General features: G+C 47.0%; 10 protein-coding genes and 2 pseudogenes. 5 read left to right on the top strand and 7 right to left on the bottom strand.

Annotated elements, in window-relative coordinates; genetic code table 11:
- Nucleotides 1–774 precede the first annotated feature (774 nt).
- The 3 genes and pseudogenes from sopA to ACMGGE_RS23010 all read left to right on the top strand — a co-directional run bounded on the left by sopA (nucleotide 775) and on the right by ACMGGE_RS23010 (nucleotide 4,625).
- Nucleotides 775–1,941, top strand: a complete 1,167-nt coding sequence (gene sopA, locus ACMGGE_RS23020; RefSeq protein ID WP_196351355.1) for a plasmid-partitioning protein SopA — start codon at nucleotides 775–777, stop codon at nucleotides 1,939–1,941.
- Nucleotides 1,941–2,909, top strand: coding sequence for a ParB/RepB/Spo0J family plasmid partition protein (locus tag ACMGGE_RS23015; RefSeq protein WP_420290631.1), 969 nt, complete (start codon nucleotides 1,941–1,943; stop codon nucleotides 2,907–2,909). The genes sopA and ACMGGE_RS23015 overlap by 1 nt, the downstream gene beginning before the upstream one ends.
- A 624-nt stretch (nucleotides 2,910–3,533) precedes the next feature.
- A pseudogene (locus ACMGGE_RS23010) lies at nucleotides 3,534–4,625 on the top strand (IS3 family transposase).
- 1,010 nt (nucleotides 4,626–5,635) lie between these two features.
- Here the strand turns inward: ACMGGE_RS23010 and ACMGGE_RS23005 are convergent.
- From ACMGGE_RS23005 to ACMGGE_RS22980, 6 genes are all read right to left on the bottom strand, one after another.
- A protein-coding gene (locus ACMGGE_RS23005; RefSeq protein WP_420294212.1) for an IS3 family transposase occupies nucleotides 5,636–6,993 on the bottom strand; the annotation gives its coding sequence in 2 pieces (ribosomal slippage) (nucleotides 5,636–6,531 and nucleotides 6,531–6,993; 1,359 coding nt in all).
- A gap of 80 nt (nucleotides 6,994–7,073) precedes the next feature.
- Nucleotides 7,074–7,754 carry a hypothetical protein gene (locus ACMGGE_RS23000; RefSeq protein WP_420290624.1) on the bottom strand — a complete coding sequence of 227 codons (681 nt, stop codon included), beginning with the start codon at nucleotides 7,752–7,754 and terminating at the stop codon, nucleotides 7,074–7,076.
- A gap of 25 nt (nucleotides 7,755–7,779) precedes the next feature.
- Complete coding sequence (locus ACMGGE_RS22995) at nucleotides 7,780–8,478, bottom strand: zeta toxin family protein (RefSeq protein WP_420290623.1); 699 nt, start codon at nucleotides 8,476–8,478, stop codon at nucleotides 7,780–7,782.
- 85 nt (nucleotides 8,479–8,563) lie between these two features.
- Entirely contained in the window at nucleotides 8,564–9,037 is a 474-nt protein-coding gene (locus tag ACMGGE_RS22990; RefSeq protein WP_420290622.1) for a hypothetical protein, read from the bottom strand.
- 372 nt (nucleotides 9,038–9,409) lie between these two features.
- On the bottom strand, nucleotides 9,410–9,658 hold the full coding sequence (locus ACMGGE_RS22985; RefSeq protein ID WP_420290621.1) for a hypothetical protein: 249 nt from the start codon (nucleotides 9,656–9,658) through the stop codon (nucleotides 9,410–9,412).
- The gene (locus tag ACMGGE_RS22980) at nucleotides 9,655–9,858 is read right to left on the bottom strand and encodes a host cell division inhibitor Icd-like protein (RefSeq protein WP_420290620.1); all 204 of its coding nucleotides are present in this window, start codon (nucleotides 9,856–9,858) and stop codon (nucleotides 9,655–9,657) included. The genes ACMGGE_RS22985 and ACMGGE_RS22980 overlap by 4 nt, the downstream gene beginning before the upstream one ends.
- Nucleotides 9,859–10,714: 856 nt before the next feature.
- On the opposite strand from ACMGGE_RS22980, the gene ACMGGE_RS22975 reads away from it, so the two are divergent.
- Complete coding sequence (locus ACMGGE_RS22975) at nucleotides 10,715–11,698, top strand: restriction endonuclease (protein ID WP_420290619.1); 984 nt, start codon at nucleotides 10,715–10,717, stop codon at nucleotides 11,696–11,698.
- 51 nt (nucleotides 11,699–11,749) lie between these two features.
- Here ACMGGE_RS22975 and ACMGGE_RS22970 read toward each other — a convergent pair.
- Nucleotides 11,750–12,296 (bottom strand): annotated as a pseudogene (locus ACMGGE_RS22970) (Ref family recombination enhancement nuclease).
- A 304-nt stretch (nucleotides 12,297–12,600) separates the two neighbouring features.
- Here ACMGGE_RS22970 and ACMGGE_RS22965 point away from each other — a divergent pair.
- Nucleotides 12,601–12,840, top strand: a complete 240-nt coding sequence (locus ACMGGE_RS22965) for a hypothetical protein (RefSeq protein ID WP_420290618.1) — start codon at nucleotides 12,601–12,603, stop codon at nucleotides 12,838–12,840.
- Nucleotides 12,841–13,078 lie beyond the last annotated feature (238 nt).

The following is a 13,078-nucleotide window of genomic DNA, read 5'->3' as shown; positions in this document are numbered from 1 at the left end:
TTAGTTAACCGCTTGATTCCTCCCCTTCCCTCTTCACTAATCAAGCCTCCTGTAATGCATTTGAGCATTTAGTTCCCATGCGGTTTTTAGCGATTTGTTATCTGCAAAGGTCAAAGCCACCGGAAGCTGAGCAAGTGGTTACATTTCATGGGGGAGTGATAATGAATGGTCAAAAAAGCTGTCTTCTGCATGTCGACAGCAAAGCCAAAAATCACAGCTCGCCGTACTGATGAACAACGTTCTGGCTGCCACTTAGAGCAATGCTTTGGTGGGGCCTGGCAGAGCATGGCGAGAAGTTTCACGCAGACATTAAATGTTTAAGGTTAACGAGGCCTAAGTGGTAATTGATGAAGAACGTCGCCATTTAAATGAATATTAGTGCAGGCATGGGCTCACAACTCGCTCCACCACATCGTAGGCTTGGTTAAGCTCGCTGTATAGAACGGCTCCTTTGGATTTCAAAAGTTTCCTCTGAAATTCGGGATCTTTTCAAGCTGCCGTATACAAAATCCCTTAGGCAAATCCACCCCTTCTGGCTTCACGTTGTCATTGAAGAACCTGGGTTATATGGGGTCTTAATAGCCAAGGAGTACCCAATTTTTTCATAAGATGCCGAATCTAATTAACCCTACTGTTTTAGTGTGCTATACATGCGCTTTAATTAATTTTTGAACAACTTTGCATATTTTCATTTTGTTTGCGTTTTTGGTGTTGCTTTGCAAGATTTTCCAAGATTTAATATAATCATGCAAAGTTGATTATAAGGAACATACTATGGGATTAATGGATACTCTTGATCAATGCATAGCAGCTGGCCATGAAATGACAAAAGCTATTGCTATTGCTCAATTTAATGATGATAGCCCTGAAGCAAGAAAAATAACTCGCCGCTGGCGTGTTGGTGAGGCAGCAGATTTGATTGGTGTTTCTTCCCAGGCAATCCGTGATGCTGAAAAAGCGGGCCGCCTCCCACACCCTGATATGGAGATGAGAGGTCGGGTTGAACAGCGAGTCGGTTATACAATCGAACAAATCAACCATATGCGAGATGTTTTCGGCACTCGCCTTCGCCGTCCTGGTGAAAGTGTTCCCCCAGTTATTGGTGTTGCGGCACATAAAGGTGGCGTTTATAAAACTTCCGTTTCAGTCCATCTGGCTCAAGACCTTGCTTTGAAAGGACTTCGCGTTCTGCTTGTAGAAGGTAATGATCCACAAGGTACAGCTTCTATGTACCATGGATGGGTTCCTGATTTACATATTCACGCCGAAGATACTTTGCTCCCCTTCTACCTGGGTGAGCGTGACGATGCTTCATACGCTATCAAGCCAACATGCTGGCCTGGCCTGGACATTATCCCTTCCTGTCTGGCATTGCATAGAATCGAAACTGAGCTTATGGGGCGTTACGATGAGGGTAAATTACCAACAGAACCTCATATGATGCTTCGTCTGGCAATAGAGACTGTTGCCCAGGATTACGATGTGATTGTAATTGATAGTGCACCTAACCTTGGTATCGGAACTATCAATGTTGTCTGCGCTGCGGATGTATTGATTGTTCCAACTCCGGCTGAGCTTTTTGACTATACATCTGCTTTGCAGTTTTTCGATATGCTGCGTGATTTATTGAAAAACGTTGACCTGCAAGGTTTCGAGCCAGACGTCAGAATTCTCCTGACAAAATATAGTAATAACAACGGTTCGCAGTCTCCATGGATGGAAGAGCAGATTCGTGATGCCTGGGGCAGTATGGTTCTTAAGAACGTTGTGCGTGAGACTGACGAGGTAGGTAAAGGTCAGATACGTATGCGTACTGTATTTGAACAAGCAATCGATCAGCGCTCTTCGACCGGAGCCTGGCGAAATGCCCTCGCGATTTGGGAGCCAGTTTGTAATGAAATATTTGACCGTCTGATCAAGCCTCGTTGGGAGATCCGTTAATGAAACGCGCGCCAATTATTGCCAAAACAACACCGGCGAGTGTAACACCATCTGCGTCCGTTGCACCTGCAGCTCCAATGGTCGATTCCCTTATTGCACGTGTTGGTGCTATGGCGAAGGGAAACTCAATCACGCTTCCAGTTTGCGGTCGTGACGTTAAGTTTGTCCTGGAAACAATTCCTGGAAACGCCGTTGAAAATGCAACGCAAGTTTGGTCCGGAAACGAACGTGATCAGGAGTTTTTAACAGAAGAATCGTTGGATGATCTAATCCCTTCTTTTCTACTGACTGGTCAGCAAAATCCGGCTTTCGGCAGGAAGCTTGCAGACATAATTGAAGTTGCTGACGGAAGTCGGAGACGTAAAACAGCCATACTTACTTCAAGTGAATATCGTATTTTGGTAGGCGATCTTGATGATGAGCAAATGGATGCTTTATGTAAGCTTGGAAATGATTACAGGCCAACCAGCGCCTATGAAAGAGGAAGACGCTATTCTTCCAGGCTGCAATCGGAGTTTAATGGAAATATATCTGCTTTAGCAGATGCGGAGAATATCTCTCGAAAAATCATAACGAGATGCATCAGCACGGCAAAGCTTCCACGTGAGGTAATCGCCCTCTTCTCTCATCCTGGTGATCTGTCAGCCAGGGCTGGAGACAATCTGCAAAAGTTATTTTCTTCGCAAGAAGATATTTTGCTTAAGGGTGCAAAAGAATTAGCTGAAAAGAAAAAAGCAGGCGTTCTGCTTGAATCTGAAGAAATAATTCAATCACTTACCGATCTTCTAAAAGACTCTCAGCGTAAGTCTATTCAGACTCCTGTAAAGCGTGAATTCATTCCTGGCGCAACGGCCCAATACAAAGGGAATAAAGTTATCATCAGTTTGGATCGCACAAAGATTTCTGAAGAAGAAATAGAGAAATTTGAGGAGATTCTCGAACTCTTGGCAAAGAAGAATAAAAGCTAGCTTCCTCCCACATGTTCTACGTGCTTACGTCTTAAGTTCGCTGTCCCAACCACTCAACTGGGACCGTGGTCCCAACCACTCAACTGGGACCGTGGTCCCAACCACTCAACTGGGACCGTGGTCCCAACCACTCAACTGGGACCGTGGTCCCAACCACTCAACTGGGACCGTGGTCCCAACCACTCAACTGGGACCGTGGTCCCAACCACTCAACTGGGACCGTGGTCCCAACCACTCAACTGGGACCGTGGTCCCAACCACTCAACTGGGACCGTGGTCCCAACCACTCAACTGGGACCGTGGTCCCAACCACTCAACTGGGACCGTGGTCCCAACCACTCAACTGGGACCGTGGTCCCAACCACTCAACTGGGACCGTGGTCCCAACCACTCAACTGGGACCGTGGTCCCAACCACTCAACTGGGACCGTGGTCCCAACCACTCAACTGGGACCGTGGTCCCAACCGCTCAACTGGGACCGTGGTCCCACCGCTCAACTGGGACCGTGGTCCCACCACTTAATTGGTGACCTGCTCCCCGTTGATTAATACACCGCGATGCTACTAATGTCTTCATAAGCCACAGGAGAAAATCCCTTTGAAGAAGCGTTATCCGACAAACAGATCATCATTATCCTCAGTGAGGCTAAAGTCGGGGTTTCGGACCGGGGACTCTGCCGCAAGAATACCATTTCAGACGCCACCTTCTACACCTGGCGTAAGAAGTTCGGCGGCATGGAAGTGTCCGAAGTGAAGCGGCTCAAGTCACTTGAAGAGGAGAACGCTCGTCTCAAGAAGCTGCTTGCTGATGCTATGCTGGATAAGAAGGCGCTTCAGGTAGCTCTGGGCCGATAGTTCTTAAAACAGACCAGAAACGGAAAGTCGTGGAAGTTATGTGAGAGACAATGGATCTGTCACAACCCCGTGCCTGCAGGCTGGCCGGTCTGTCACTTTCAACCTGCTGTTATTCGGCTCAGCGTCCGTCTGCTGACGCATAACTGACTCTACGCATCACAGAGCTGGAACTCGAACGCCGCCGATTTAGTTACCGGCGCATCTGGCAGTTATTGCGTCAGGAGGGCCTTCACGTCAGCCACAAGCGGATTTACCGAAACTATCACCTTAACGGACTGGGTGTAACATAGGGGGCGCCGTTAGGGTCTGGTGACTGAACTGATTCCGCTTCTTCGCCCGGATGCGCAGAACCTGACATGGTCGATGGATATTGTCATGGATGCACTTGCCAGCGGCCGGAGGATCAAGTGCCTGACCGGTGTGAATGATTTCACGAAAGAGTGTCTGACGATCACCGCTGCTTTCGGGATTTCAGGCGTTCAGGTCACGCGTATTCTGGACAGCATTGCGCTGTTTCGTGGATATCCTGCGACGATAAGAACCGTTCAGGGCCCGGAATTTAACTGTCGCACGCTGGATCAATGAGCCTCTGAACATAGTGTTGAGTTGCGCATAATCCAGCCGGATAAGCCAACTCAGAACGGATTTATTGAGAGTTTCAACGGTCGCTTTCGGGATGAATGCCTGAGTTAGCACTGGTTCAGCGATGTTCTTCATGCCCGGAAAATCATTAATGACTGTCGGCAGGACTATAACGAGTCCAGACTTCATTCATTGCTGAATTACCAGACGCCATCTGAATTTGCAGCAGGCTGGCGTAACGGGAAACATGAAGAAAAATCAACCGGCATTACTAACTGAAGGTTGTATCTAATACTGGGGGCAGGTCAGATGATCTGGAGATTCGAAGTATCACTAATGGCGCAGTGGTCAATTTCAGGCTTTACGCCGAAACGGGCGGATCCTATACCCAGTATTAAATGTCTATTTTCGATGGGAATGCCAAGCCTAAGTAGCCAATGGCTTCCAGCTGATGGTAATCCACGTAGGGCCGCTGATGTGACCAACTGCAGCTTCATTAATTCTGCTAAAGGGAAAATGCCGCGCACGAAATCAACACTGGAGAAGATACGTGCCGGGGGATTGGATTGAGGTCTTTCTAGAACGCTAGAAAGCACAAACCCCGCTTGGATGGCGGGGTTCATTTCTGGAACTTACTGATTGGAAGCCAGTAAGTAGCAGCGTGGAAAACTTATCTTCTTAGCAAGAACAAGTATATTACAGTATTTTTTTTGTATCAAACACATTGTCCACATTAAGATTTATCCATATAATTCCTGCGCTAAAGAATGATAAGCCATTAACCGACCGTTAAGTAGAGAAGCTAAAGTTCTTTTTTTTCTGAAGAGAAAACTGAAGATTTTGGCTCATAAAATTTGAATATATTCTCCTTAGTTTATTCAATTTTAGTAGCAATCAGCGTCCTATCGGTGGCTACGCCGTAAGTTGTTAGGATGTTAGTCCTTGTTCGGGCTGGAAACCCGAATTCCTCGGCCGGTAGCGTGGAAAACTTATCTTCTTAGCAAAAGAGAAGGGCAGACCTGTTGGACGCATCAAAAAGGTAGGGAATGCTTAGATCCACGCACCACAGAGAGATGGAGGTGCGGGCTATGTTTGAGCTTATTACAGCGATAATTAGTCTAGTTGCAGCAGTTATGCAACTTATCAACTGGTTCCTTTAACAGGGGTCTGGATCCGGGAAACCGGTAAAACTGCAAAGTTTCTAGCCGTCCTTAGGGGCGGCTTTTTTATGCATCACCCAAACAAAAAAACCACCGTAATGAAGTGAACCCCATATATTGGACACTTTCTTAACTGGCGGCTGACATAGCCTGAGTTCGGTATTGTACTGGACTCAGGCCGTTTAGTTTTAGCTTGATTCGTTCGTTGTTGTAATAATGGATGTACTCTTCCACTACTTTTCGTAGATGGTCCGTATTTTCATACTCTTCGTGGTACCAACATTCTGTCTTCAACAGACCAAAAAAGTTTTCTATCACTGCATTGTCCAGACAGTTTCCTTTGCGCGACATGCTTTGCTCTATACCTTTAACCTTAAGCTTTTCCTGATACCGTGCCATCTGATATTGCCAGCCCTGATCAGAGTGCAGTATCGGTCTTTCATCTGGCTTTAGCCGCTGTATGGCCTTGCTGAGCATGTTGTCGACCAGGTTCATTCCCGGATGCGTCGTCATATGCCAGGCTATTATCTCGCTGTTATACAGATCCAGCACTGGTGACAAATATAGCTTTGTCCCTTTTACGTTGAACTCGGTCACGTCTGTAACCCATTTCTGGTTTGGACTGCTGGCCTTAAAATTACGAGACAGGATGTTTGGTGCGATTTTACCGTAGGTACCTTTGTATGACTGATACTTCTTGCTTCTCAGGCATGAGGCCAGCCCCATCTTACGCATCAGTTTTCGTACTGTTTTATGATTTATGCCGTAGCCTTCATTGCGCAACGCCAGGGTAATGCGGCGGTAACCATATCGTCCTTTATGATAATGAAACAGTGCGGCTATTCTTTGCTGTTCGCCCTCATAGCGCTCTCCACTGTCCTCCGCCCTAACGTGCCAGTAGTAAGTGCTGCGAGGCAATCCTGCTATATGAAGCAGCATCCTCAGTTTATGGTTTTGCCTCAATTCGGTAATTATTTTTGCTTTGTCTTCTGCTTTTCCCGAATCAAGGCCTGAAGCTTTTTTAGGTAGGCATTTTCCGCCCTCAAGTATTCAAGCTCTTCTTCAACGCTCTGAAACGCTGGAGGGGAATTTTTAAGTTTTTTATCTGACGTTTCGTTCTTACCAGACTTCACCGGACGCCCCCTGGGTTTATCTTGTAAGGCAATAACACCGCCTTCACGGTAAAGGCGCTCCCACTTGCTGACAGTATAAGCGGTTGCGATGCAAAACTCCGCCGCAGCTTTCCGGGATGACTTGTTGTGTTGCTGCATCCAGAGCACAACAGACTCTTTGAACTCAGCAGAGTAAGCTCTGGTAGGAATGGAAAAACCGTTCACCCCGTTCACTTTCCAGTGTTCAGTCCAGCGTCTGACCGCTCCGTGATCGACGCCGAACAGCCTGGCCGTTTTCTTTGCACCGTCACCACTGTTCAGATAGTGGAGAACAACTTGTTGCTTGAATTCAGATGAATATTTTTTTCTGCCCATTGAAACGCAAAACCCCTAATCGTTGGATGTCCAACTTTCGGGGTTCACTTCACAAGGGCGGTTTTTTATGCTGATAAGAGCTACTTTTTGCTTCCTGCAGGATGCAGGTCCGCGAAGTAGTCACGAATAGTTTTGCCTACCTTACGCTCATGAGTCCTTCTTCTAAAGACAACCCGAGCACCAGCAGAACCAGAAGCATCATCTTCTACCGTACGAGTACGCGTTAACCCTGTTTCAGGGTCCTGATATTTAATCGCGATAGAAATCGAACGACTATCGACTCCCTCATCGAGCAACTTCTGAAGCTGATCAGCGGCTGAATCAACAGCTCTTTTAACTACAAGCCCACCCCTGGAATGAGTAGGGGTTATAGTCGGGCGTCGCTGCATTGAAGGGTCGTTGAGCATCTGAAAAATGACATGTTGTACGTTTTCTGACTGCTTTCGTGAAGCAGCAATGTCATATCCAATTTTTTTAAGCCTTGAACCCAAATCTGCTGTTGATTGTTTTTCTTCAAAGCATGCTAGTAAAGAGAGCATTTCAGACGTATCAAGAGCGAAACTCGATTTGGTTTCAAATTTGACTTTAGATGTCGTCTTCGAAGCTGAATCCTGGAGACCCATAACCTTAACCATATCATCCATAGAAAGCTCTGCAGCTCTATGGTTGATAGCTTTAACTTCCTCACTAACGTTCGGTCCGAATGCATCGAACAGCGTAATTGCGGGAGTTGGTTTAGTGGTTTCAGTTTTAGCAGACATATGCACTCCTCAAATCGGACATTTATTATACACCTATGTGCGCAAGATCGCTAATGTCTGCATATGGGCAATGATGGGATGTGGGCCAGTCTTTCAGAGACACGTTGTAAACCTCGTTCACCACATAGTGCCCTTCGTTTTCAGGGTCTACCTGGCGATGATATACATTGAGTGTGAAACGTCCTTCGTACTTCGCAAGCATATGTTCAATAGTAGCTCGGCTCTTAAAGAAATTTTCCTTTAGTATCTCTAACGGAACCTTGCGTGACCTGGCTTGAGCAAAAGTCCATGCGTGTTCCGGGTCAAAATAGACATAATTCAACATCACTTTGTATCCCATACTCAAGGCCAGATCAAAATTCTGCTCAGCGTTCCTTATGCTTGAAAACGTGGAGTCCATAACGATTTGATAACCTTTTTCAAGGGCTTCCTTATAAATATAATCTACCATCCTTGACGCCGGTCGCTGGTATTCAAAAGCGTTCGCTTCGTTGTAGTAAGGGAACCACCAGCGAAAATCATCGGCATCAATTCTAACCAGGTTGTCGAATTGGTTCTCTTCGATAAGCCTGTTTAAGAGTTCGGTTTTTCCTGCCGCAGGTGATCCAGCCATGAATAAGACATGCTTTGCATTTGCTACTTTTTTTGTTGTTACATGCTTGAAAACAAGAGGGCGTATTGCTTTACCAAAATCAGGTAAAAGTTTCTCTAAGCTTTTATCCATTAGTAATCCATACCATGATTTTTTGCTATGTCTGACAGTAACATACCTCATTTATCAATTTAATCTACAGTCCCTAAGTTGAATTTCACGAATTTTGCGACAGCCTTAACTTTAGTGCATCAATAGCGTCCTTCAACCGTCCGGTACGCGGTTCGTTGCTGAAGTCACTAATCCCCGGCAAATCGTTATCCCTCCTGTATTGCAGGTAGGCGTATTTACGCGCCTGGCTCCCGATGGCATCACGTTGCTGGTGGCGTTCCTGTATGGCCAGCTGCGAGCGCTTGTTAGCCGCGGCTGCTTTTGCTGTTGCGATTGTGTGCGCCAGCTGCTGAGCGCCAATAACCGGCGATTGCATTTCCGGCTTACCCGGAAGATCTCTTCTTGTTGTTCTTGAGGAAGTTCTCTTATTCTTAGCTACGTCATTTTGACCGGGGGAGGGCCTATTAATTTGACCGGGGGGAGACAGGGCGAAAACCTGATCCATCAGCTGCTTCAACTTTCGCACCGGCGACGTGATTTTAAGATCTGCACCAACCAGTTTCTCTTTTACCCGCGCCACGAACGCCAGATATCCAGGCGTAAACCGGTATAGGTTCGCCTTCCTAGCGTTGGTTCGCTCATCTGCAACGGCAGTGCAGCTTAACAGACCGCGAGCAACCGCCTCCTGAAATGCCCGGAACACCGTCGAAACGCTGTAGCCGGTTTCCTCGGCGATCGTACGGTGAGATTTGTGAATAAAGTATTCGCTGGTGGAAGCGGTCAGGTTCGCGCACTATGCGAGGATATGGCCAGCACTGCGCGACAGTCGAGAATGCCCGACGACAAACGCCAGCTCGTAGCCGTTAAAGGCTGCTGGTTTAGTAGCTTTGCTCATGTAAAACCCATTCTTCAAACGCACTGAAGCCCCCACCAAAGGGCAGGGGCACGTCTCTTACTGCACGGAGATAACGATCCAATCGCTGCTGCAGTAGTCGTCTGGAGCAGGTTCGAAGATGCAAATGGCCATGTCGCTGACAAGAAACAGCTCTACATAGTCATCTGCGTTGACTTCGCACCAGACAAAAAGGTTTTCTGGCCAAGCGGCGCGGCGAAGAACCGCGTCGATATCAACCACGATGACAAAAGCATTGAAGAGGGTATGTCCTGAAGAGACAACCTGGAGGCGGTTGAGATCAATCATGCGGAGGCCCCCTGGGTGATCCAGTAGTTGACTGGCGGGCGCTCAGTGGAGAAGCGAGACGAGAAGATACACGGAGAGTCAGGAAGCTGTGAACGGGCTTCAGATTCGGTCTGGGCAATGACAAGGTGATAACGGCGTTTCTGGCAAGAGTAGAAGCGCCAGATGAATTCTGGGTGAGTTTTGGTGGTGGTAGTAGCCATGGCGGCAGTCCCCTTTAACATTTAAGGAGTCACCGCCTGAGTTCTCACGCTCAAAATGGCGGTGACGCTGATGGGGGTGAGAAACCGGCTGTTAAAGGATAAAGACCGGCCCGACCGAAGTCGGCCCCACCAGCGCCACCATAGATTTTATACGGTTATTACCGATATGGGTGCGCGATGGCTTGACACAAGAAAAGACGCTATGGCGTCTGTGTCGCCTTTAACAGTTCATCCGGGTTCTCACGCCCGTCCGTAGATTTTGCTACGGCCAAAAAATCATAAACGCTACAAACAGTTAGATTCAAGTAGTTTTTTTCTTCCTTCTTTCGAGCTTCAGACAGGTTTGAGTCATTAGCCAGCGCTTTGCTTCATCGAGAGCACCGGTAAACGTCTTCTTGCCAAACTGTACCGACCAGTCGTAGCAACCGCCTGTGGTATTAGATATCTTGGTGTTTAGGTATTTAACGTCCATTCGTCACTCCGTTTATTGCTGGAGCCGCCTGGAAAAGATGGCGGCGGCACTAACAGAGCTGGAACTTCGGAAATAGTGAATCACCGATGGACTAAGTAGCCTCTCTGTTAGTGCCGCCATTATGATGTGACACTGCTGTACTGCTATTCACTTTGTCGGGGTTCCACGCCCGGTGGCATCATTGCCACGGAGCGAATATAAAACACACCAGACTTAAATGGGACTAAAAATGTTTAGTTTTTGAATCTATGGCTGCGCTTTTCTCTTATTCAATCACTCCTCACTCCCCGTCGTTCCTGCAATTGTGCAAGACCGAAAAATGATAGATAATCGGGACTTACAGCATGCACAAACCAGAAAAAAATAAAGCTATAAGGGGATTCCGTGGAGTTCAATTTCGATTCACTTGACCCAACTCAATTTGAAGAGTTTTGTTATGAAGTGCTTTTAAGCCTGGAGCCTGCACATCTTGACTGGAGGAAGGGTACACCACTGGGTTCAAGTCCTTCTGACCAAGGACGCGACCTGGAAGCTATTTTCCACAAGACGGATATTGATGGTTCAAAGTTTAACGAAAGGTGGAATATTGAATGCAAACACTATAACAAGGGCGTACCTCCAGAAAAGCTGCAGGGTGCGTTATCATGGGCTCATTCAACACGACCTGACGTATTGCTCATCATAGCTTCCGGATACCTTTCTAACGCATGTAAGAATTACCTTGAACAATATGTAGAGAATAACAAACCTCCATTCAGAATAGTTATCTGGGAAAGACAGAAGTTAGAAACTTTAACCTCAGGACATAAAGTTCTTAGAGCGAAATATGGTTTAGTTAAAGAACTATCTTTCATGAAGCTAATCAATAACTACCATGCTGAATATAGCCTAAAATCCACTTACAATACTCTGCCGTTCTTTATAGAAGCATTGGATGAGTTAGATCCTGAGTTAAGGGATGAAGTATTTTACGAAGCTTATTTCACAACGATAGGACCTCGTTTTCGAGAGCCTAAAAATGGTCAAGAAAGCCTTCGTGACTGTATGATTGATAACGTTGATTACTATACTTTTAAAAAAAAATTATCGTCGATGAGGTATGTCCCATCTGGCTTTGTAGTCGCAATTGTAACCCAGGCCCTTGCTTCGATGTTTACGGGAAGTGATATTACAAACATTAAAAAAATCCAAGATAATTGGGACGCATTTCTTAAGGATTTATCCTTGGTTAGGAAGGAAGAGAATCTCGAATACATGCGAGCTAAAAGGTATGCCGTAGAAGAAGAAGTGAAGGGCCGATATGAACGCTACAACCACTTCTGTAATACGTTTGTGAGAAAATTACTTTCTGAAACGCGTGCTATCTGATATTTAGAGCTCAATCCAAGCAACTGGCCTAAACTTCACGGCCAGTTCGCATTACTCAATTTGGCTTAGAGCAAGCTTCAAAAGTTCCTCCTGCGTCCCGTTCAACCGCTCAAACTCCGCCTTACCGCCTATCTTCCCATCGGCATGAACTGGCACAAGCCAGGGGTAAATCTTCCTGACTTCGGGCGGAGCCGCAAGCTGGTGGAGCCAGCAGCACAACGGGAGCTGTTTTTTATGTGCGTCTGGCGCCGAACGACCGTCGATGTGGTGGAGGCTGATCACCGGCTGAATCTTGCCATGCACCCAGCAAGCGATGCAGGTGAGTTTTCCGAGCGCGTCCATAACGCGTTTTTCGTCTGCAGTCGGCGTCCGCCCCTTTAATCCCCTGGTGCTCTTTTTTGGTTTTGCAGCTTGCCTCTCTTTCGCGCAGCTGAGCGCGATACTCTGGTGACGCTAACTTTTCCCGCTGCCGTTCCAGCTGGCGCTGGGCGCTCTGCTTTTTCTTCTCGTACTGTGCCGCTCTCCATGCCGGGTCTGCCTGCTTGCGTCGCTGGCGTTCTATAGCCTTCTCCTTGGCCAACTTCCTTGCATCTTCCATTTCACTAACCGTCCAAAACTTTGCATGGATCAATAATCTAACGATATTTTATTTTTGTTTGGCAGCACCTGTGCATGGGCAATCAGCCAGCTTGTCAAGCGTAGAACTCGGGTGATGAAAATTTTCTGAGAGTGCTACGGAGAACCTATGAACTGCCATCCAAACTGAAGTAAACGGAGCGTTTTCACCAACCTAGTGAGACGGAGTAGACCGCCATGACAAGCCTTAAAGCCAGTGACTTAAACCTGAATGCCCGAACAAAGTTTGTTGATGCGATTTTGACAGCTACAACTACCGCTACGTGATGGAGACCTTTGGTGTTGCCAATGCCTGTACAACCCGTGATATGGCCAAGCTTCGTAAAGAATTGCCGGGCATTGTTTACAACCATCACAGCAAAAGCTTTGAGACAAACGCTGACTATCAACCCATGCCAGAACTGGAAGCCGTTAAGTTTCTTCGCGCTGTAAGCGTCGTGTTTGATTCTACGGACTACTCCGTACCTGGTTCTGTCATGGCCATCAGCTCCGGAGGAAAAGAGTGAGCAAGGAAGATTTTGGATCGAAATTGTACGTCGCTGGGGGATGGGAAAATGAAAGCTGAGCCTGTAGCTAGAACTGACGAACAGGAGTTACGGAGCGTGCAGAAAGACGGGTGCGGCTATTTATTCAAAGCCAACCCTGTTTCTCCTCACGCCGATCCACGTCGTGTAATCTTGGTTTACACCACACCACCAGCCCAGGGGGTAACCGAATCAGCTGGAGGCGTTAAGGAACATTTCC

Origin of the sequence: Enterobacter sp. BNK-22 (assembly GCF_048684805.1) — a bacterium.
In the GTDB taxonomy this organism is placed as follows: domain Bacteria; phylum Pseudomonadota; class Gammaproteobacteria; order Enterobacterales; family Enterobacteriaceae; genus Enterobacter; species Enterobacter quasiroggenkampii.
The sequence above is the reverse complement of the archived record's forward strand: the minus strand, read 5'-3'. Positions and strand labels throughout refer to the sequence as shown.

Coding starts and splice junctions, on each gene's coding strand:
- ACMGGE_RS22995 (WP_420290623.1), bottom strand. CDS start 8,478: ATGGATAAAAGCTTAGAGAAACTTTTACCTGATTTTGGTAAAGCAATA.
- sopA (WP_196351355.1), top strand. CDS start 775: ATGGGATTAATGGATACTCTTGATCAATGCATAGCAGCTGGCCATGAA.
- ACMGGE_RS22965 (WP_420290618.1), top strand. CDS start 12,601: ATGGAGACCTTTGGTGTTGCCAATGCCTGTACAACCCGTGATATGGCC.
- ACMGGE_RS22980 (WP_420290620.1), bottom strand. CDS start 9,858: ATGGCTACTACCACCACCAAAACTCACCCAGAATTCATCTGGCGCTTC.
- ACMGGE_RS22985 (WP_420290621.1), bottom strand. CDS start 9,658: ATGATTGATCTCAACCGCCTCCAGGTTGTCTCTTCAGGACATACCCTC.
- ACMGGE_RS23015 (WP_420290631.1), top strand. CDS start 1,941: ATGAAACGCGCGCCAATTATTGCCAAAACAACACCGGCGAGTGTAACA.
- ACMGGE_RS23000 (WP_420290624.1), bottom strand. CDS start 7,754: ATGTCTGCTAAAACTGAAACCACTAAACCAACTCCCGCAATTACGCTG.